A 17,465-nucleotide genomic window follows, 5' to 3' on the forward strand; every position below is an offset into this window, starting at 1 on the left:
GCACGCCGCGTGCCGGAACACGCAGCGTGAAAGGCGTTAAGGCGTGACGAACGAGGTGTCGACCAGGTCGTCGTAGCTCACCGCGAACGGCTTGCCTTGCAGCTCGCTCCAGGTTTCGTTAGCGAGCTTGATGATCTCGGCGATGTCGCCGGGTTTGCCTTTAGTGCCGAGCAGTTTTTCGCTCATCGGCTGGTCGTAGAACTTCACGCCCTTGGCCGCTTCTGCCAGGTCTTCAGGCTTGGACAGGTAGCCGCCCACGCCTTTGGCCATGATGGTGTACGCCTCTTTCGGATGGTCCTTGGTGTACTGCACGGCTTTGTACAAACCGGCCACCAGGGCTTTCACATCTTCAGGTTGTTTTTCGATCACATCGCAGGACAACGCGACCACATCGACGATCACGCCAGGGGTCGCCGAACTGTCGACCAACACGTCGCCGGTGCCCTTTTGCTTGACCATGGTCAGGTTCGGTTCCCAGGTCACGGCCGCCGGAATACGACCGGCGATAAAGGCGCTGGCCGCGTCGTCGGCGGTCATGTTCTGCACCTCGACGTCGGCCATGCTCATGCCTTCTTTCTTCAGCAGGTAAGACAGCCAGAACTGCGACACCGAGCCCTCGTTCACGGCAACCGATTTGCCCTTGAGGTCTTTGATGCTCTTGATGTCTTTGGTCACCACGATGCCGTCGCCGCCATGGCTTTCATCCAGCGCGGCGACGGTTTTGAAGCAGAAGTCCTTGGAGCGGTACTTGAGGATTTCGTCGATGGTCGAAGCCGAACCGGAGAGCTTGCCCGAGGCTTGGGCGGCCATGTACATCGAGGCTTCTTCGATGGTGGTCAGTTCCAGGTCGAGGCCGGCGTCTTTGAAGTAGCCCAGGTCGCGAGCCAGGTACAGGGTGCCGTAGCCCACCCAGGTGGTGTGGCCGATGGACAATTTGCCAGCCTGCGCGCCAGTGGCGACGGCCGCTAAAACGAGGGACAGCGAGACACGCTTGAGCAAGGACTTACGCATGGAACACTCCCACAGCCTGACGGCTTAGTTATTGGTTGAATTGCGGGGCAGTAATGGCCAGCGGCCAAGGTATTCCGTGACCCGGCCTCTGTTGGGCGGGGTTCTTGTTCTGCGGTGTTGCTGGTTCTGTTCTTGATTTTCTGTGGGAGGGGCTTTAGCCGCGATGAAAGTAGCGCCGAGCTCATGGCCAAAGCCTCTCCTACATGTCTCTCGATTAAATGAGGGTGAGCTTTCAGATCAAAAGCATCGCGGCTAAAGCCCCTCCCACATGGAGCTTCGATTGGTTAAAGAACACCGATCTCCTGCGCCGTACGGTCCACCGCACGTTTGGTCTTGGTCACCAACTCATCCAGCTCACCACGGGTGGCCACCAGCGCTGGCGCCATGATCATCCGGCCCAGGGTCGATCGAATGATCAGCCCCTCTTCAAAACCGATGGTTCGGCAGCGCCAGGCGATGTCGTTTTCATTGGCGAAGCGTTTGCGGGTGGCTTTGTCTTCGGCAAATTGCAGCGCCGCGACCAGGCCGGCGCCCTGGATTTCGCCCACCAGCGGGTGGTTGCCGAACACTTCGCGCAGGCAGCTTTGCAGGTAGGGGCCGGTGTCGGTTTTCACCTGAGTAACCACGCCTTCATCGCGCAAGGCCTTGAGGTTGGCTATGGCCACGGCCGCCGCCACCGGGTGGCCGGAATAGGTCAGGCCGTGGGCAAACACGCCGCCTTGCTCCACCAGCACTTCGGCCAGACGTTTGCTGAGAATCAGGCCGCCCATGGGGATGTAACCCGAGGTCAGGCCCTTGGCGATGGACAGGGTGTCGGGTTCAAAACCGAAGTACTCGTGGGCGAACCATTCGCCGGTGCGGCCAAAGCCGCCGATCACTTCGTCGGCGCACAACAGCACGTCGTACTTGCGGCAAATGCGCTGAATTTCCGGCCAGTAGCTTTCCGGCGGGAAGATCATGCCGCCCGCGCCCTGGAACGGCTCGGCGATAAACCCAGCGACGTTTTCGGCGCCCAGCGCGAGGATTTTTTCTTCCAGTTGCTGCGCGGCTTTCAGACCGAATTCAGCCGGGGTCAGGTTGCCCTCGTGGGCGTACCAGTACGGCTCGTCGATGTGCTCGACGTCGGGAATCATGCCGCCCATCTCGTGCATGAATTTCATGCCGCCCAGCGCCGTGGATGCCAGGGTGGAGCCGTGGTAACCGTTCCAGCGGCCGATCATGATTTTCTTCTCGGGCTTGCCGAGAATCTGCCAGTAGCGGCGCACGGTGCGGATCAGCACCTCGTTGGCCTCGGAGCCGGAGTTGGTGTAGATCGCGTGGCTGTAGTGGCCGGGCAGCAGGCTGAACAGCAGCTCGGACAGCTCCACCACCGAGGGGTGGGTGGTGTGGAAAAACATGTTGTAGTACGGCAGCTGCTCCATCTGCTGGGTAGCAGCGGCCGACAGGTCGCGGCGGCCATATCCGAGGTTGGTGCACCACAGGCCGGACATGCCGTCCAGGTAGCTGTTGCCGTCGTTGTCCCACAGGTGCAAACGCTCACCGCGCACAATCACCCGCGGCCCTTCGGCGTTCAGCGCTTTCTGGTCGAGAAAGGCGTGGATGTGGTGGGCGGCGTCAGAGGCTTGGTAGTCGCTGGTTTCGCGCTTGGGCGTCGGGGCAGTCATCTAAATGTCTCCGGATCTTTTCTTATCTGAGCTGAAACCACGTGGTCTTCAGCTGCGTGTACTTGTCGAATGAGTGCAAGGAGAGGTCGCGGCCAAAACCGGATTGCTTGCCACCACCAAACGGCACCGTCACATCCAGCGCATCGACGGTATTCACCGACACCGTGCCGGCGCGCAGTTGTTTGGCCACGCGGTGGGCGCGGTGCAGGTTGTCAGTCCACAGCGAGGCGGCCAGACCGTAGATGCTGTCGTTGGCCAGGCGCACGGCCTCTTCCTCGCTGTCGAACGGGATTACCGCCAGCACCGGGCCGAAGACTTCTTCCTGGGCCAGGCGCATATCCGCCGTTACGCCGGTGAAGATGGTCGGCTGAATAAAGTTGTTCGAGCCATTGAAGGTCAGCTGCTCGCCGCCACAGGCCAGGTGTGCGCCTTGCTCAAAGGCGCCGCGGATATAGCTCATCACCCGCTCGGTCTGCCGCGCTTCGACGATGGCGCCGGTGGCGCTTTTCGGGTCCAGCGGGTTACCCGGCTGCCAGGCCTGGGACTTGGCGACCAAGCGCTCAACGAATTCATCGTGAACCGAGCGTTCCACCAGCAAGCGCGAGTTGGCCGAACACACTTCGCCCTGATTGAAGAAGATGCCGAACGCGGCTTTTTCTGCGGCCAGGTCCAGGTCGCAATCGGCGAACACCAGGTTGGCGCTCTTGCCGCCGCACTCCAGCCACACCTGCTTGAGGTTCGACTGGGCGGAGTACTGCATAAAATATTTGCCCACTTCGGTGGAGCCGGTGAACGCCAGGCAGTCGATGTCCGGGTGCAGGCCCATGGCCTTGCCGGCGTGTTCGCCAAGGCCTGGCAGCACGTTGAGCACGCCCGCCGGAATGCCCGCTTGCAGGGCCAGCTCGGCCAGGCGCAACGCCGAAAACGGCGACTGCTCGGCCGGCTTCAACAGCACCGAGTTGCCGGCGGCCAGGGCCGGGGCGAGTTTCCAGGCGGCCATGTCCAGGGGGAAGTTCCACGGCACCACGGCGGCGACCACACCCAGGGCTTCACGGGTGATGGTGGCAAGCACGTTCTGCGCGCTGGGGGCGACCTGGTCGTAGAGCTTGTCCAGCGCTTCGGCGTACCAGCGGAACACGCCAGCGGCGCCCGGAACGTCGATGTTGTAGGCGTCCATCACTGGCTTGCCCATGTTCAACGAGTCGAGCAGCGCCAGCTCTTCGCGGTTCTCAAGAATCAGCTCGGCCAGGCGCAGCAACACGGCTTTGCGCTCGGTGGGGGAACGCTGCGACCAGACCCCGGAATCGAATGCCTGACGCGCCGCACGAACGGCCACATCGACATCCGCCTCGCCACAGGCAGCAACCTTGGCCAGGGTTTCACCGGTGGCCGGGTTGATCGCGGCGAAGGTTGCCCCGGACAACGCCGGCACCTGCTGGCCGTCGATCATCGCCAGCGTTGCAAAGCGCTGGGCGGCCGCCCGTTGTTGCCAGTCGTTAAGCTCAAACACCCCGTCGCCCCTCTCACCGATAAACCTTTTGGTGAGAGCGATGGTGGCGGAACGGGCTGGATAGGAAAATTATTAAAAATGTCTTCGGGGTATATGAAAAAGCTGCTTTGGGCTGCACCGAGGTGGTGCTGGGTGCCAGATAAAAGTGCAAAGCAATTTGCCGGCCTGAGCGCACGGCAATGTGGGAGGGGCTTTAGCCGCGAGCTTTTGACTTCCAAGATCAACAGCATCGCGGCTGAAGCCCCTCCCACAGGGACCGAATTACAGGTCGAAGCCGTCGTACAGCTCCGGGCGGCGGCCGGCGAGGTAGGGGAAGGTGCTTTCCTGTGCCGCGCGCTGGCCATGGTCCAGGTCCACCACCAACAGCGCCTCGCCATTGGCCGCGCTGGCCAGCTTGCTGCCATCGGGCGCTGCCACGCAGGAGCCGCCGAGAAAGGCCAGCCCCGCCTCGACGCCGCTGTGGTTGCAGTAGGCGACGAACAGCTGATTCTCCACGGCGCGGGCCGGCACGATCAGGTTGGGCACGGCGCCGTACTCCGGGGTCAATGCAGTGGGGATCAGCAGCAGTTCGGCGCCTTCGAGCGTCAGCTTGCGCACGTTCTCGGGGAACTCGACGTCGAAGCAGATCAGCAAACCGATGCTCCAGCCCGCGAACTCGACGGGCTTCTCCAGGCGTTCGCCCGGGGTGAACAAGGTGCGCTCGAACGCGCCGAACAGATGGGTTTTTCGGTAGTTGCACAGGCGCTGGCCGTTGGCGTCGATCAACTGCGCGGCGTTATAGGGTTTGCCGCCGCTCTCGTGGCTTTCGGCGTAGCCGTAGCAGATGGCGATGCCATGCTCGCGGGCAAGCTCGGCAATGCGCTGCGCTGCCGGCCCATCGGCGGCTTCGGCCGGTTGCGCGCGCAGGTTGTAGCCACCCAGCCACAGCTCCGAACACAGCAGCAACTGAGCACCGGCTGCAGCGGCCGCGCGGGCTTGGGTGGCCAGGTCGGCGAGGTTGGCGGCGATGTCGCCGGGGTGTCCTTCGGTTTGCCAGAGCGCCAGACGCATGCTGCTTCCTCCCTTGTTTTTATGCTGAGTGTGTACGGCTTTTGCTACGAGCCGGCTACGGTTGTAGCAAGCAACCGGCCAAGAAAAATATGCCCTGTGCTGCGTAAAAAGGTGTGCACGTCAGGCCCCGCCAACGCGGTAAGGTGTGCGCAGAAATGTCCTACCCGAGGTTTGTCGTGGCTGCCTATACCCTGCGCCAACTTAAATATTTCGTCACCACCGTGGAATGCGGCAGCGTCGCCGAGGCGTCGCGCAAGCTGTACATCGCCCAGCCGTCGATTTCCACCGCGATCAAGGGTCTGGAAGAAAGCTTCGGCGTGCAGCTGTTTATCCGTCACCACGCCCAGGGCGTGTCGCTGACCCCCAGCGGCGCGCGCTTCTACCGCAAGGCCCAGGAACTGCTGCGCATGGCCAAGGAGTTCGAACAGAACGCCCTGGCCGACAACGACATCATTGCCGGACAGATCGATATCGGCTGCTTTGAAACCGTGGCGCCGCTGTACCTGCCGCGCCTGATCGCCGGCTTCAACGCGCTCTATCCAGGGGTGGAAATCCGCATCCGCGATGGCGAGCAACAGGAGCTGGTACAGGGCCTGACGTCCGGCAGCTTCGACCTGGCGATCCTCTACGACCACGACCTCGACGGCACCATCGAAACCCAGGCGCTGATGCCGCCGCAGCGCCCCTATGCACTGCTGCCCGCCGACCACCGTTTTGCCCAGCAAGCGCAGGTGTCGCTGCGTGACCTGGCGCTGGAACCGATGATTCTGCTCGATGTGCTGCCGAGCCGAACCTACTTCGTCAGCCTGTTCGAAGAGCTCGGCCTGACCCCGCATATCGCCTTCAGCTCGCCCTCCATCGAGATGGTGCGCGGCATGGTCGGCCAGGGCTTCGGTTTCTCAGTACTGGTGACCCGCCCGCACTCGGAATGCACCTATGACGGGCAGAAGGTGGTGGCGGTGAATATTGCCGAAGACGTCACCGGCTCAGGGCTGGTGGCGGCGTGGTTGAAGCGCTCGCAATTGACCAAGGTGGCGCAGTTGTTTGCCGATTATTGTCAGCAGGAGTTGGCGCCGGAAAAGCTGCCCTCACCCTAACCCTCTCGCCTGCCCGGCCGGCCTAGCGGGAGAGGGGACGAGATCGCCGTAAGTCCAAACAACTCCGTCCGCTGGTCTCCCTCTCCCGCTTGCGGGAGAGGGCCGGGGTGAGGGTAGGCTCTACGCCTTCATCACCGCCAACAACCGCTCCCCATCCAACGCCTTGCACACCCCCACCGGCTTCTGCATCGGCGAATCCTCGGCCGCCAACATCGCATTCAAAATCGCCTCATCCGTGCACTGCACCGCCGCCAGGTAAAACGCGTCGAAGCAATCGTCATTCAGGTAATCCAGGTTCTGCAGCGGCCCGCTTAGCTGCGGCATAGCCCGTGGATTGGCGACGCTCAACGCCAGGAAAATATCCCCGGAATTATTCCCCCCCGGCGTCCCCGCCAGACCAATCCCCAACCCGGCGCGACGGGCCAGGCGACGCAGTTGGTGCGGCAGCATCGGCGCATCGGTGGCGATGATCACCACAATCGATCCACGCTCACGGTCCAACCCCTCTGGCAGCTCATCCGGCAACCGCTCACCCACCGGCACGCCGAGCACTTTGAACCAGTCGCGCATGCCGTGGTTGGCTTGCAGCAGTACGCCGAGGGTGTAGGTTTTGCCGTCCACCTCGATCACCCGCGAGGCGGTGCCGGTGCCGCCTTTGAAGCCATAGGCGATCATGCCGTTGCCACCGCCGACGTTGCCTTCGGCCAGCGGCCCGGTCATGGCACCGTCCAGTGCGGAACGGGCGTGGGCTTCAGTCACGTGCAGGCCGTTGATGTCATTGATCACGCCGTCGTAGGTTTCCGCCACCACCGGCATCGCCCACAGGTGGTTGCTTTCCCAGGCCTGGGCGTAGTGGTCGATGGTCCAGCGTGTGGCGGCCTGGTGGACGATGCCGACGCTGTGGGAGTTGGTCAGGCACACCGGGCCGACGAAGTAGCCGCCGTCTTCAATCCAGTGGGTGCCGGTCATTTCGCCGTTGCCATTGAGCGCTGAAAAACCCGCCCACACCGGCATCGGTTCGGGCTCGTAGCCCCGCGGCAGAATGGCGGTGACGCCGGTCTGGATGCGTTTGCCGTTGGCTGCGGTGCCCTCGACATTCTGGAACCCCACCAACACCCCCGGCACATCGGTAATGGCGTTGTCGGGGCCGGTACGGCCGGGAAAGGCCAGGCCAAGCTGGCGGGCGCGGGGCTTGTCAGGAGCCATGGGAGTCCTCGGCTTTCAGTGCAGCGGGTTGACGGTTGCGCAGGTACAAGCCCACTGCGGCAATCAGCAGCGAGGCGAGAATCAGCAAGGTGGCGATGGCGTTGATCTCGGGCTTGATGCCGCGGCGGATCATGCCGTAGATGTAAACCGGCAAGGTGGTGGAGTCGACGCCGGAGATGAAGTAGGTGATCACCAGGTCGTCCATGGAAATGATGAACGACAGCAGCGCGCCACCAATCACGCCCGGCAGAATCATCGGCAAGGTAATACGCCGGAAGGTGTACCAGGGGTTGGCGCCAAGGTCCGCCGAGGCTTCTTCCAGGCGTGTGTCCATGCCGGCCAAGCGGGCACTGACCACAATAAACACGTAGCTCACCAGAAAGCTGCAGTGGCCGATGATGATCGACACCTTGCCCAGCGGAATGCCGATGTTGACGAAGAAGATCAGCAACGAAATGCCCAACACCACGTCCGGCATCATCATCGGCATAAACAGCAACATGCGGTAGAAGCCCTGCAGGCGAAAGCGGAAACGCGCCAGTGCCAAGGCGGTGAGTGTGCCGATCACGGTGCTGATCAGCGCGGTGATCAGCGCCACGCTGAGGCTGGTGCGCAGTGAGCCCAGCAACTGGTCGGTGGACTCGATGTACTGCACGTTGTCGGCCAGGTGGTTGGCCATGCCGAAGATCGAGCGGTACCAGTCCAGCGACGCCTCGCTCCAAATCATCATGTTCAGCGGGTTGCCGTTGAACGAGTAGACGAAGATCAGGCCGATCGGCAGGTAGAGAAAGATAAAGAACAGCAGGCTGTAACCGGACAGCAGCTTCTGCCCGAGACCTTTGATCAACGAGCGGCTCATGGACGGCCCTCCAGCGCTTCGGCGCGGCTAAGGCTGCGCACATACAGCAGCAAAAACACCAGCACGCTGGCCATCAATAACATCGCCAGCGCGGCGCCAAACGGCCAGTTACGGGCGGCGAGAAACTGCTGCTCCACCAGGCTGCCGATCATCAGCACCTTGGCGCCACCGAGCAGCGACGGCACGATGAAATTGCCTAAGCTCGGGATAAACACAATGATCGAACCGGCGGCTACGCCAGGCATGGTCAGCGGCAAAATCACCTTGCGGAAGGTTTGCCAACGGCTGGCACCGAGGTCTTGCGAAGCCTCGATCAGGCGGCGGTCGAGCTTCTCGACGCTGGCGTAGATGGGCAGGAACATAAACGGGATAAAGATGTACACCAGCCCGATCAGCACCGCGGTTTCGCTGTAGATCAGGTCCAGCTCGGCGTTGATGCCCAGGCCATGCAGAAACTGATTGAGAAAGCCGCTGGGGCGCAGAATCAGCACCCAGGCGTACAGGCGCACGATCAGGCTGGCGAAGAACGGCAGGGTGATCAGAAACAGAAAGAAATTGCGCTTGCGCTCATTCAGGCGGCTGACCCAGAACGCCACCGGGTAACACACCAAGAGCGACACCAGCACCGTCAGCAAAGCGATGCGGAATGAGCGCAGGATGATTTCCAGGTAGACGATATCGAACTCTTCGTTGCTGCCGTCAGCCCAGCCGAGCACCCGGCCAAAACTGTCCGGGTAGAAATTCCATTGCACGCCGCCGTACATGCCCGGCTCGGCCAGGCTGTAAGCGGCCATGATCAACAGCGGCGCGATAAAAAAGCCGCCGATCAACAGGGTCACCGGGCTCAGCAAGCCGACTAGCCGCAGACGATTGCGCCCCTGCAGGGTCAGGCCGCTCATCAGGCGTCACCTGCCAGCACATGGGCAGCCGCCGTGGCGTACCACAGGCGCAGGGTTTCGCCGGCATGCAGGCGCTGCAACGCCTGGCGCGCTGCATCACGGACCACGGCTTTCACCTGGCTGCCGTGGGGCGTGCGCATGCTCACTTCGAAGTCCTTGCCGACAAACACCGTCTGCTCCACCACGCCTTCCAGCCAGGCGTGAACTTCGGGGTTGCCGGGGCAGTCGAGGTGAAAGTGCTCGGGGCGCAGCAGCACTTGCACCGGCTGGTTCAGCTGCAACTCCCCACGGCTCACGCGCAAGGTGTCGCCCAGCTCACTGAGCAATTCGGCGTGCTGTTCATCCAGCGCACTGACCCGCGCCTTGAACAGGTTGCTCTCGCCGATAAAACCGGCGACGAAGGCGTTGGCGGGGCGGTCGTAGATTTCCTCGGGGCGACCGATCTGCTGCACGTGGCCGCCATTGAGCACGACGATGCGGTCGGACATGGTCAGGGCCTCTTCCTGATCATGGGTCACGAACACAAAGGCAATGCCCAGCTCGCTCTGCAGTTTTTTCAGCTCGCGCTGCATGCTCTGGCGCAGGTGGCGGTCGAGGGCCGACAGCGGCTCATCAAGCAATAACAAAGCGGGGCGATTGACGATGGCGCGGGCCAACGCCACGCGCTGTTGCTGGCCACCGGATAGCAGGCCCGGCTTGCGTTTTTGCAGGCCACCCATGCCGACCATCTCCAGCGCTTCACCGACACGGGTGTCGCGCTCTTTGCGCGGCACGCCGCGTACTTCCAGGGCGTAACCCACGTTGTCGCCCACGCTCAGATGGGGGAACAGCGCGTAGCTCTGGAACACGGTGTTGACCGGGCGCTGATAGGCCGGCACATCGTTCATCGGCTGGCCCTGGATGATCAGGCTGCCGCTGTCCAACTGCTCGAAGCCACTGATGGCGCGCAGCAGGGTGGTCTTGCCGCAGCCGGAAGGGCCGAGCAAGGTCACGAATTCATTGGCGCCGACACTCAGGTCGACCCCATCCAGCGCCCGCACCGCCTGGCCTTCAGGGGTACGGTAATGCTTCACGGCAGCCTTGATTTCGACCACCGGGGTATTGGCGTTAGACATGAACAGCTCCGGTAAAGCGGGAGAACGCATTTCACGCGGCTATCAGTGATCCTTGTGGGAGGGGCTTTAGCCGCGAGCTTTTAAAGATCAAGAGCATCGCGGCTAAAGCCCCTCCCACAGGACCGAGGAGCAGCGCATGGCTTAATTAGCGGTGCGCACCCGCGTCCAGGCGCGGTCGTATTTCTTCAGGTCTTTGCCCAGGTCGTTGAAGATCTGCAGCTTGGCCTTGACCTCGGCCGGGGGGTTGGCCGCCGGGTTGTCTTTCAGCTCAGCCGGCAGCAGTTTCAGCGCCTCGGCATTGGGGGTGCCGTTGGTTTGCTGGATGGTGTTGAGCGAGGCAATTTCCGGGCGCAGGAAGAACTCCATGAAGCGCTTGGCGTTGGCCTTGTGCGGCGCGGTCTTCAGCACGCACATGTCTTCCTGGTACATCGTCGCGCCTTCCTTGGGGATCACGTAGGTGAGGTTGGCGGGGTCCTGTTTCACGTACATCAGCGCGCCGACAAAGTACTGCGCGGCCACCACGTCGCCGGACTGCACCATCGGCACCACTTCATAGCTGAACGCCGAGATCAGCGGCTTGCGCTCCAGCAGCCAGTCCTGGGTGACCTTGAGGTCATCGGCGCTGGTGGTGTTCACCGACAGGCCGTTGCTGATCAGGCCGACCGCCAACACTTCACGCATGTCGTCGAGCATCGCCACCTTTTTGCCGGCCTTGGCTTCGTTGAAGAAGTCGGTCCAGGTTTCGATCGGTTTGCTCACTTTGTTCTTGTTGTAGAAGATGCCCACCGTGCCCCAGGCGTAGGGCATGCAGTACTCGCCCTTGGGGTCGGACTTGGCGCGCAGGTAGGCCGGGTCAATGTTCTTGAATGCCGGGCTCTGGTTGATATCGGTTTTTTCCAGCAGGTTCAGCGCGGCCATGGTGTCGTGCATATGCACTGAGGGAAACACGATGTCGTAGCCGGTGGCGCCGGCCTGCAGCTTGGCGAGCATTTCTTCGTTGCTGCCGTAGGTGTCGAGGCCTACCTTGATGCCGGTTTCGGCGGTGAAGCGGCTGAGTACTTCCGGGTTGATGTAGTCGCCCCAGTTATACAGCCGTAGCTCTTCGGCGGCCTGGGCGGCGCCGGCGCTGAGGGCGAGGATGCCGCCGATAACGGCGGGCAAGGAAAGCTGGCGCAGGGGACGGGTGATAAGGTCGAGCATGTTCCTGTTCTCCACTGTTTTGATTGCGCAAGGCGTGGCCTGGCACTGTTGTTGCGGCAGGAATTGCGAGGGCTGTTCGGCGATATCGGGGAAGGTCTGAGCGCCTTCGTCTGCTGAGCGAGCCTTTTGGTAGGGCAAGCCGAGAATAGAATATATTTCTTCCAAATATCAACTCTCTGACATACTCGTGTCAGATTTTAATTTTTAGCCAGCCGGAGCGCAGGCATGCTCGATAGCAAAATGGAACAACTGGACGGCAAGCTGACCCCCGCAGAGCGCACGCTGTGGGCCTATATCCAGGCCAACCGGGAAACCATCGCCTTTGAAAATGGCGCCAGCCTGGCGGAAAAGAGCAAGGTCAGCCCCAACACCGTCAGCCGCTTTCTGCGCCGCCTGGGCTACAAGGGGCTGAAGACGCTCAAGGAAGAGTTGCGCGATGACGTGCGCATTCAATCCTTGCTCAACACCACCCTGATCGAGCGTGTCGACCAGCAACCGGACGACCTGCTGGCCCACCTCAACGAAGAAATCGAAGCCTTGAGCGCCTTCGCCGCGCAGATGGGCAGCCAGCACTGGCAGGACATCGTGCAGCGTGTGAGCCTGGCCGAGCGGGTATTTGTCTGCGGTTTCCAGACCATCAAAGGCCTGGCCGAAGACTTTGCCAATCGCCTGTCACTGGTGCGCAGCGGGGTGGAATTTCTTGACCTCTACAGCGGCGTGCTGGGGCGCTGGATCGACAGCCGCGACAAGCGCTGCTGCGTGATTCTGATCGACATCGCACCCTACGCCGACGCCGGCATCGCCTTCGCCAACAACTGCCTGCAAAGCGACACCGACCTGGTGGTGTTCACCGACGAATACGGCATTGCCCGGCACATCGACACGCCGCTGATCATCACCATGAAAACCAAGACCGGGCTGATTCTGGAGTCCACCGGCGGGCTGACCAGTGCGCTGAATGTGCTGCTGCACTGCGTGGCGTCGCAGCGTAAGGGCGAGTTGAAAGAGCGCTTGGCGGCGTATCGGTCGCGGGTGGAAAGTTTGAAGCTCTATCGCCCATGATGCCCACGATCTCGTAGGAGCGGCTTCAGCCGCGATGCTCTTGAACGATCAAAAGCATCGCGGCTGAAGCCGCTCCTACAAAATAGCGTCAGCTCATCGCCTGCATCCACTCAGCCAACCGCGCCAACATGGCGTCGCACTGAGCGAGCTGCTCCAGACTCACAAACTCATCCGGCTTATGCCCCTGATCCATGCTGCCCGGCCCGCACACCACGGTGGCGATGCCGGCCTGGTCGAACAACCCGCCCTCGGTGCCAAAGGCCACGGTGCCGAAATCCGCCGAACCACTGATCAGCGCCAGCAACTGCGCGGCCTCGCTATCGGTTGCGGTGGCCAGCCCTGGGTACGCGCTAATGGGTGTGAAACGAATGCCGGTGCCGGGTTGTACGGCGTTCATCTGCGGCACCAGCTCTGCCGCATAGGCCTGCAATTCACTGGCAATCTGCTCGGCATCGTCCGCCGGCAGGGTGCGTACTTCAAAGTCGAAGCGGCAATGTTCGGGGACGATATTCAGCGCGCTGCCGCCGCTGATGGTGCCGGTCTGCACGGTGGAATACGGCGGGTCGAAGCGTGCGTCGTGACGCGCTTTGGCGGCCAGGCGCTGGCCGATTTCGCCGAGGCGGCTGATCAGCTTGGCAGCGTACTCAATGGCGTTCACGCCCTGTGGCGCGTAAGCCGAATGGCAGGCGGCGCCATGCACTTCGCAGCGCATGCCGAGCTTGCCCTTGTGGCCAAGCACCGGGCGCATAAAGGTCGGCTCGCCGATGATGCACAGGCTCGGGCGCTCAGGGCGGCCTTCGAGCGCGTCGATCAGGCTGCGCACGCCAAGGCAGCCAACCTCTTCGTCATAGGAAATCGCCAGGTGCAGCGGCACGCGCAAGGGTTGGGCGAGAAAGCCCGGCAGGGCGGCGAGCACGCAGGCGATATAGCCCTTCATGTCGGCCGTGCCGCGGCCATACAGCTTGCCGTCACGCTCGGTCATGGCGAACGGCGGCACGGTCCAGGCCTGGCCGTCTACCGGCACCACATCGCTGTGACCCGACAGCATCACGCCACCGCCGCCGGCAGGACCGAGGCGGGCGTAGAGATTGGCCTTGCGGCGGTCGTCGCTGTAGATCAGCTCACTGTCGATGCCCAGGCCCGTGAGGTAATCGCGGACAAACTCGATCAACGCCAGGTTCGACTCGCGGCTGACGGTGTCGAAGGCGATCAGGTGGGATAGCAGGTCGCGGCTGGAATACATGGCGCAGGTCCGTAGGTTGGGTTGAGCGTAGCGAAGCCCAACGGGAGATCGCAATGTTGGGCTTCGCTACGCTCAACCCAACCTACTCCGCAATCGTTTACTCGTCCCCGGGCACGCCGTAACTCGGCGCTTTGGTCGGGTCGAGGGCGCGGGTGATGTAGTCCTGCATCTGTGGGCGGTAGGCGGTCCACAGCGTGCCCAGCTCGCCAATCGGGTCGTGCTCGGCCCAGTCCACACGCAGATCGACAATCGGCCACAGCAGGTCGCTGACCACCGACATCGCCGCCGAATGCACCGGCCCGGCTTCGCCACCCGCGGCCATCGCCGCGTTCATGGCGGCGAGCAGACGATCCGCCAAGGCCTCACCACTGCTGCCTTCGAACGCGGTAACCATGGCTTCGATCACCTGCGGGCTGGAGAGCAGATTACCCGCCGCCACGCATTGCTCGCCGGCCACTGCGTTATGCAAACCCAGGGCTTCGCTGCCGGTGAACAGGGCGGTGTCGCCGTGGTGGTCGATCACCGTCACCTGGCGGAACTGGCTGAAACCGTGGGTAGTCAGGGCCTTGTCCAGCGCCTCGCTGGCACTCGCGCCTTGCTCGAGCAAATCGAGAATTTCCGGGCCCAGGGCCGGCAGGGTGATGTTCTGCGTGGACACCGCACCAATGCCCCCGCGCACCCACGGGCAGCGGGCACCGACGGCGATGCTGGAGGAGCTGATGGCGATGCCCAATTGGCCGGTTTCGGCGCAGCGGCCGACGATGGAGAAGGTCATTTCCAGTCATCCGGAATGACAGCAATAACGTCGATTTCCATCAGCCATTGCGGCTGGCCAAGGGCCGAAACCACCAAGCCAGTAGAAATCGGGAACACCCCTTTCAACCATTTGCCCACTTCCTGGTACACCGGCTCGCGGTAGCGTGGGTCGGTGAGGTAGGTGGTGGTTTTGACGATATGGCTGAGGTCGCTGCCCGCTTCCTCCAGCAGTTGCTTGAGGTTCTTCATTGCCTGTTCGGTTTGCGCCCGCGGGTCGCCGAGGCCGACCAGATTGCCCTCGAAGTCAGTCCCCACCTGACCGCGCACGTACACGGTGTTGCCGGCCCGCACGGCCTGGCACAGGTCGTTGTCCAGGGTCTGGTTGGGGTAGGTGTCCTTGGTGTTGAACATGCGAATGCGGGTGTGCGTGGGTTTGCTCATGGGGACGCCCTAGGTTTGCTGTTAGAAGAGCCCCTCTCCCTAACCCTCTCCCGTAAACGGGAGAGGGGACTGGAGCGGCGTTCGACGAAAGGTTGCGGGAGAGGGCTGGGGTGAGGGTGCTTTTGCCCAGCCCACGACCTATGCCCGCATTCTGGCCACGCCCCGGCAATAGCGAAATTAGGTTTTTTGTCGTCGTGGGTTAGGCAAAAACTGGCTTGGCTCTAGCCGGCGTGGCGCTGCAGGTTGAACACCCGCCACTGGCCGTCCTCGCCATGGCGCAGGTTGACCTTGAGCAGGCAGCTGCCTTGGAACTCGACGTCCACCTCGGGCATTTCCACCTCGACGTCATTCCACCAGCGGCGCAGGCGGTTGCCGTTGGTTTGGGGAGGGGCGGTCCATTCCACGTGGTCGACGCGGCACAGCTGGCGCGCCGTCAGTTCAGCGAACTCGGCGGGAGTGTGGCCGACGTATTCATTGCGCAAAGCCAGTGCCTGGGCTTGTTCCAGCTGGCCGGCTTCGAGCAGGGTGATAAAGGCCTGGGCGCGGTCCACTGCCTCAGTCGGGTAGTGCTCGGCCTTGGCCCACAGGTAGCCGCCCACGGCCAGCAGCGGGACGGCGAGCAGGACCAGCAACCCGCGTCCGCGCATCAGCGTGACGACTGTGCGGTGGGTGAGTCGTGCCAGTGCGGTTTGGTGTATGGCGCTTCAGCCCCCGACAGGGTGATAGCAAAGTGGTTGAGCAAACCTTCGGCGGTGTATTTCGGCAGGCTGGCGCACACGGCGATCACCGTCAGGCCCATGGCCACAGCGCGGGCCGGCAGTGGGCGGATCTCGACGTATTCGGCCAACCGCAGGAAGGTCATCGAACCCAGGCTGCCAATCAGCGCACCGGCAATCGCTTCGGGCAAGGGGTGCACATAGGGGGCAACCACGGTGACGCTGAAATACCAGGCGCCGATCAGCGTCAGGCCCGCTGCCGGCCAGCGCAGTAACGGGTGCCACTGGCGAGCAAGCATGCTCACCAGCACCGGGGTGACCAGGCAGGCGTTCATTGCATGGCCGCTGAACACCGCGATGTTCAACGCTTCCAGGCCATGCCCCCAGCCTTTGAATGCCAGTTTGCTGACCATCACCGCACCATAGGCGAGCACCACCACCGCCAACCACAGCCCAGCCACGCGTCGCGAGGCGCTGTAATTGAGCCAGACGGCCAGTAACAACACGGCCGGAATCATCACGGTAATGCCCGCATAGGGCGCAATCGACAAGGCGAATTCCACGTTATCCCTCACATTCACACAGCCGCGGTCGGTCACTCGACGGCGGCGATTATTCTCGGCAGAACGCCACACAGCAAGGGATGCATCGGTTGGTTTTTATTAGAAGGGGGTGAAGCAGTATCCAGGTCCAGCAAGATCTACGCCGGGCACAGGTGAGACCGGACGGTTGGTCTTTAGTTGCGAGCCTCCCATCGGCAAGAACACGGTCATCTGGAACAGACCGAGTCAGGCCGGCTGAGTCCGGGTCAGTTGCTCGAGGAGCTCCAGGTCAGTGCTCATCCCCGAGGTTTCCCGGATCCGCGCGAGGATCTCGCGTTTCAAGCTAAGGAATTCAGCTGACAGTTTCATGTCTTGATGGCGTTCGGCTGGCAGCGGCACGTCGTAGATGGTGTCGATGCGTCCGGGGCGCGGCGCCATCAGCACCACACGGCCACCGAGGTAGATCGCCTCTTCGACGTCATGGGTGACGAACAGGATGGTGCTCTTTTCCAAACGGTGCACGTGGCGAATCAGGTCGTGCATCACTTCGCGGGTTTGTGCATCAAGGGCGCCGAAGGGTTCGTCCATCAGCAGGATTTCCGGCTTGGGCATCAACGCGCGGGCAATCGCCACCCGCTGTTGCATGCCGCCGGAGAGCTGGTTGGGGTAGGCCTGGTGGAAGGCCGACAGGCCCATCAGGTTGAGCAACGCATCGGCGCGGCCGCTGGCCACTTCGATGTCGCCGTCGCTCTTCACCGTGTCCGACACCACCTTGAGCTGGCGGCAGAATTTGATGTTCTGCATCACGTTCAGCCAGGGGTACAGGCTGTAGTGCTGAAAAACCATGGCACGGTCGATACCGGGGCCGTTGACGGCACGCCCGTCGAGCAGGATGTCGCCTTCGCTGTGCTGCTCCAAGCCACCGATGCTGCGCAGCAGGGTGGACTTGCCGCAGCCAGAGGCGCCGACAAAGGTGATGAATTCGTTACGCTGGATCTCCAGGTTGATGTCCTGCAGGGCCTGCACGTCGCGGCCGCGGGTTTTGAATACCTTGCTGACCTGGCGGATCTGGATCTTGGCATCGGTCATGGTCA

17 protein-coding genes are annotated in these 17,465 nt (G+C 62.4%); 2 read left to right on the forward strand and 15 right to left on the reverse strand.

The genetic code is table 11. The features are described from left to right. Positions 1-36 precede the first annotated feature (36 nt). From C8K61_RS05295 to C8K61_RS05310, 4 genes are all read right to left on the reverse strand, one after another. Positions 37-1,011, reverse strand: a complete 975-nt coding sequence (locus C8K61_RS05295; RefSeq protein ID WP_108095159.1) for an ABC transporter substrate-binding protein — start codon at positions 1,009-1,011, stop codon at positions 37-39. 284 nt (positions 1,012-1,295) lie between these two features. Then, positions 1,296-2,675 carry an aspartate aminotransferase family protein gene (locus C8K61_RS05300; protein ID WP_108095160.1) on the reverse strand — a complete coding sequence of 460 codons (1,380 nt, stop codon included), beginning with the start codon at positions 2,673-2,675 and terminating at the stop codon, positions 1,296-1,298. A 22-nt stretch (positions 2,676-2,697) separates the two neighbouring features. Continuing rightward, positions 2,698-4,185, reverse strand: coding sequence for an aldehyde dehydrogenase (locus C8K61_RS05305; RefSeq protein ID WP_108095161.1), 1,488 nt, complete (start codon positions 4,183-4,185; stop codon positions 2,698-2,700). 261 nt (positions 4,186-4,446) lie between these two features. Next, entirely contained in the window at positions 4,447-5,235 is a 789-nt protein-coding gene (locus tag C8K61_RS05310; RefSeq protein WP_108095162.1) for a carbon-nitrogen hydrolase family protein, read from the reverse strand. A 176-nt stretch (positions 5,236-5,411) separates the two neighbouring features. Between C8K61_RS05310 and C8K61_RS05315 the strand changes: the two genes are divergently transcribed. Beyond that, a complete protein-coding gene (locus C8K61_RS05315) occupies positions 5,412-6,332 on the forward strand; it encodes a LysR family transcriptional regulator (protein ID WP_108095393.1) in 921 nt (306 codons plus the stop codon). A gap of 120 nt (positions 6,333-6,452) precedes the next feature. On the opposite strand, the gene C8K61_RS05320 is transcribed toward C8K61_RS05315, so the two are convergent. The 5 genes from C8K61_RS05320 to C8K61_RS05340 form a co-directional block, all read right to left on the reverse strand. Continuing rightward, a complete protein-coding gene (locus tag C8K61_RS05320) occupies positions 6,453-7,538 on the reverse strand; it encodes a P1 family peptidase (protein WP_108095163.1) in 1,086 nt (361 codons plus the stop codon). Next, positions 7,528-8,397 carry an ABC transporter permease gene (locus C8K61_RS05325; RefSeq protein ID WP_108095164.1) on the reverse strand — a complete coding sequence of 290 codons (870 nt, stop codon included), beginning with the start codon at positions 8,395-8,397 and terminating at the stop codon, positions 7,528-7,530. The genes C8K61_RS05320 and C8K61_RS05325 overlap by 11 nt, the downstream gene beginning before the upstream one ends. Continuing rightward, positions 8,394-9,296: an ABC transporter permease gene (locus C8K61_RS05330; protein WP_108095165.1), complete on the reverse strand. Its 903-nt coding sequence runs from the start codon at positions 9,294-9,296 to the stop codon at positions 8,394-8,396. Before C8K61_RS05330 ends, C8K61_RS05325 begins: the two co-directional genes overlap by 4 nt. After that, positions 9,296-10,411: an ABC transporter ATP-binding protein gene (locus C8K61_RS05335; RefSeq protein ID WP_108095166.1), complete on the reverse strand. Its 1,116-nt coding sequence runs from the start codon at positions 10,409-10,411 to the stop codon at positions 9,296-9,298. Before C8K61_RS05335 ends, C8K61_RS05330 begins: the two co-directional genes overlap by 1 nt. Before the next feature lie 141 nt (positions 10,412-10,552). After that, positions 10,553-11,611, reverse strand: a complete 1,059-nt coding sequence (locus C8K61_RS05340) for a spermidine/putrescine ABC transporter substrate-binding protein (protein ID WP_108095167.1) — start codon at positions 11,609-11,611, stop codon at positions 10,553-10,555. A gap of 225 nt (positions 11,612-11,836) precedes the next feature. On the opposite strand from C8K61_RS05340, the gene C8K61_RS05345 reads away from it, so the two are divergent. Continuing rightward, positions 11,837-12,673 (forward strand): MurR/RpiR family transcriptional regulator, encoded by an 837-nt coding sequence (locus C8K61_RS05345; RefSeq protein ID WP_108095168.1) that lies wholly within the window; start codon positions 11,837-11,839, stop codon positions 12,671-12,673. 88 nt (positions 12,674-12,761) lie between these two features. On the opposite strand, the gene argE is transcribed toward C8K61_RS05345, so the two are convergent. The 6 genes from argE to C8K61_RS05375 all read right to left on the reverse strand — a co-directional run bounded on the left by argE (position 12,762) and on the right by C8K61_RS05375 (position 17,460). Continuing rightward, positions 12,762-13,916 carry an acetylornithine deacetylase gene (argE, locus tag C8K61_RS05350; protein ID WP_108095169.1) on the reverse strand — a complete coding sequence of 385 codons (1,155 nt, stop codon included), beginning with the start codon at positions 13,914-13,916 and terminating at the stop codon, positions 12,762-12,764. Between the two features lie 97 nt (positions 13,917-14,013). Next, on the reverse strand, positions 14,014-14,691 hold the full coding sequence (locus C8K61_RS05355) for a DUF1028 domain-containing protein (protein WP_108095170.1): 678 nt from the start codon (positions 14,689-14,691) through the stop codon (positions 14,014-14,016). Continuing rightward, positions 14,688-15,113: a RidA family protein gene (locus C8K61_RS05360; RefSeq protein WP_108095171.1), complete on the reverse strand. Its 426-nt coding sequence runs from the start codon at positions 15,111-15,113 to the stop codon at positions 14,688-14,690. Before C8K61_RS05360 ends, C8K61_RS05355 begins: the two co-directional genes overlap by 4 nt. A gap of 221 nt (positions 15,114-15,334) precedes the next feature. After that, entirely contained in the window at positions 15,335-15,760 is a 426-nt protein-coding gene (locus C8K61_RS05365; RefSeq protein ID WP_108095172.1) for a hypothetical protein, read from the reverse strand. Further along, entirely contained in the window at positions 15,760-16,392 is a 633-nt protein-coding gene (locus C8K61_RS05370) for a hypothetical protein (protein WP_256589367.1), read from the reverse strand. The genes C8K61_RS05365 and C8K61_RS05370 overlap by 1 nt, the downstream gene beginning before the upstream one ends. Before the next feature lie 225 nt (positions 16,393-16,617). After that, positions 16,618-17,460 carry an ABC transporter ATP-binding protein gene (locus tag C8K61_RS05375; protein ID WP_178086424.1) on the reverse strand — a complete coding sequence of 281 codons (843 nt, stop codon included), beginning with the start codon at positions 17,458-17,460 and terminating at the stop codon, positions 16,618-16,620. Between the last annotated feature and the right edge of the window lie 5 nt (positions 17,461-17,465).

Origin of the sequence: Pseudomonas sp. GV071 (assembly GCF_003050835.1) — a bacterium.
In the GTDB taxonomy this organism is placed as follows: Bacteria; Pseudomonadota; Gammaproteobacteria; order Pseudomonadales; family Pseudomonadaceae; genus Aquipseudomonas.

Bases quoted from the DNA above. Each gene is read 5' to 3' on its own strand.
- C8K61_RS05295 (WP_108095159.1), bottom strand. From the start codon at position 1,011: ATGCGTAAGTCCTTGCTCAAGCGTGTCTCGCTGTCCCTCGTTTTAGCG.
- C8K61_RS05300 (WP_108095160.1), bottom strand. From the start codon at position 2,675: ATGACTGCCCCGACGCCCAAGCGCGAAACCAGCGACTACCAAGCCTCT.
- C8K61_RS05310 (WP_108095162.1), bottom strand. From the start codon at position 5,235: ATGCGTCTGGCGCTCTGGCAAACCGAAGGACACCCCGGCGACATCGCC.
- C8K61_RS05320 (WP_108095163.1), bottom strand. From the start codon at position 7,538: ATGGCTCCTGACAAGCCCCGCGCCCGCCAGCTTGGCCTGGCCTTTCCC.
- C8K61_RS05325 (WP_108095164.1), bottom strand. From the start codon at position 8,397: ATGAGCCGCTCGTTGATCAAAGGTCTCGGGCAGAAGCTGCTGTCCGGT.
- C8K61_RS05330 (WP_108095165.1), bottom strand. From the start codon at position 9,296: ATGAGCGGCCTGACCCTGCAGGGGCGCAATCGTCTGCGGCTAGTCGGC.
- C8K61_RS05335 (WP_108095166.1), bottom strand. From the start codon at position 10,411: ATGTCTAACGCCAATACCCCGGTGGTCGAAATCAAGGCTGCCGTGAAG.
- C8K61_RS05340 (WP_108095167.1), bottom strand. From the start codon at position 11,611: ATGCTCGACCTTATCACCCGTCCCCTGCGCCAGCTTTCCTTGCCCGCC.
- C8K61_RS05345 (WP_108095168.1), top strand. From the start codon at position 11,837: ATGCTCGATAGCAAAATGGAACAACTGGACGGCAAGCTGACCCCCGCA.
- argE (WP_108095169.1), bottom strand. From the start codon at position 13,916: ATGTATTCCAGCCGCGACCTGCTATCCCACCTGATCGCCTTCGACACC.
- C8K61_RS05355 (WP_108095170.1), bottom strand. From the start codon at position 14,691: ATGACCTTCTCCATCGTCGGCCGCTGCGCCGAAACCGGCCAATTGGGC.
- C8K61_RS05360 (WP_108095171.1), bottom strand. From the start codon at position 15,113: ATGAGCAAACCCACGCACACCCGCATTCGCATGTTCAACACCAAGGAC.
- C8K61_RS05365 (WP_108095172.1), bottom strand. From the start codon at position 15,760: ATGCGCGGACGCGGGTTGCTGGTCCTGCTCGCCGTCCCGCTGCTGGCC.
- C8K61_RS05375 (WP_178086424.1), bottom strand. From the start codon at position 17,460: ATGACCGATGCCAAGATCCAGATCCGCCAGGTCAGCAAGGTATTCAAA.